Annotated in this window: 1 protein-coding gene; it reads left to right on the forward strand. The window is 75.6% G+C overall.

All coding sequences use genetic code 11. The annotated features are described in order from the left end of the window. The first annotated feature begins 571 nt into the window (after positions 1-571). Positions 572-1,009 carry a gamma-glutamylcyclotransferase gene (locus IF655_RS30830; RefSeq protein ID WP_199588524.1) on the forward strand — a complete coding sequence of 146 codons (438 nt, stop codon included), beginning with the start codon at positions 572-574 and terminating at the stop codon, positions 1,007-1,009. Positions 1,010-1,449: the final 440 nt, after the last annotated feature.

Raw genomic sequence — 1,449 nt, forward strand, 5'->3', positions numbered from 1 at the left:
ACGCGCCCACCCACCCGAGCCCCGGCAGGGGCGCACAACGGAACCTTCCAGGCAACCCGGAAGGCCACCACCGGTCTGCGACAGTTCGGCAGGCACGGGCACCGCCCCCCCCTCGACGAACGGCAGGGGCACGCGCCCACCCACCCGAGCCCCGGCAGGGGCGCACAACGGAACCTTCCAGGCAACCCGGAAGGCCACCACCGGTCTCCGACGGTTCGGCAGGCACGGGCACCGGCTTCCCGACGGAACGGCAGGGGCACGCGCCCGCCTTCCCCCGCCCCAGCAGGGCACGCACCAGGGCGTCCGGGCAGCTCGGAAGGCGGCAGCACCGGGTCTCCCGGGGGCTCGGACTCCCGGTGGCTTGGCCACGCGCCGGGGACGGCACCGGGTCCTCCCGTCGGTCGCGGGGGCGCGCCGAGGGCGTCTCAGCAGCCGGGAAGAAACGCGCCCCCAGCCGTCCCGCCCGCCCGGAAGGGCACACGCCGGGTCTCCCAGGCACGAGGGAGCGGCGCTCGCCCGCGGGCGCCTTCCGCTTCGGAAGCCCCGCTTCCCCCTGCCGTACCCTCGGTCCATGTCGCTCTACGCCGCCTACGCCGGCAACCTCGACGCGCGGCTGATGTCGCGCCGCGCCCCGCACTCCCCGCTGCGGGCGACCGGCTGGCTGAACGGCTGGCGGCTGACCTTCGGCGGCGAGCAGCTCGGCTGGGAGGGCGCGCTCGCGACGCTGGTCGAGGAGCCCGGGGCGCAGGTCTTCGTCGGCCTTTACGACCTCGCGCCGATGGACGAGGACTCGCTGGACCGCTGGGAGGGCGTCGGTCTCGGCGTCTACCGGCGCCTGAAGGCGCGCGTGCACACCCTGGACGGCGAGGAGCCCGCCTGGGTGTACGTCCTCAACGGCTACGAGGGCGGTCTCCCCTCCGCCCGCTACCTGGGCGAGATCGCCGACGCCGCCGAGTCCGCGGGCGCCCCGCACGACTACGTGATGGAACTCCGCAAGCGACCCTGCTGAGGGCAGCGGGCGGGTCCTGCGGAAACCCCGAGCGGCTCCTGCGTGGGCGTGAGCGGGTCCCGAGCAGGTCCTGCGCGGGGTCCGAACGGGTCCTGCGGCAGGGTCCAGCAAGCCCGGCACAAGATGCGAGCCGACCGGCACAAGGTGCGAGCCGACCCGGCGCGCGGTCCGGCCGAGACGCGCACGCGGTCCGGCCAGGAGGCGCCCCCAGTCACCCCGAGGGGCGCGCGGTCCCACCAAGGCGCGACAGCCACCCCGCCGGAGGGCAGGCACCCGCCGTCCCGCCGAACCATCCCGCCAGCAGCGCACGCACGGTTCCGCCGAGCCCCACGACCCACCCCGGACCCACCCCACTGAAGGTGTGCACACGGCTCCACCCAGCCGCACCAGCCACCCCGCCAAAGATGCGCACGCGGTCCCACCAAGGTGCGACACCCACC

Source organism: Streptomyces sp. DSM 110735 (assembly GCF_016482685.1).
In the GTDB taxonomy this organism is placed as follows: Bacteria; Actinomycetota; Actinomycetes; order Streptomycetales; family Streptomycetaceae; genus Streptomyces.

What these genes read in the sequence shown, in the direction of transcription:
- IF655_RS30830 (WP_199588524.1), top strand. Translation starts at nt 572, where the DNA reads ATGTCGCTCTACGCCGCCTACGCCGGCAACCTCGACGCGCGGCTGATG.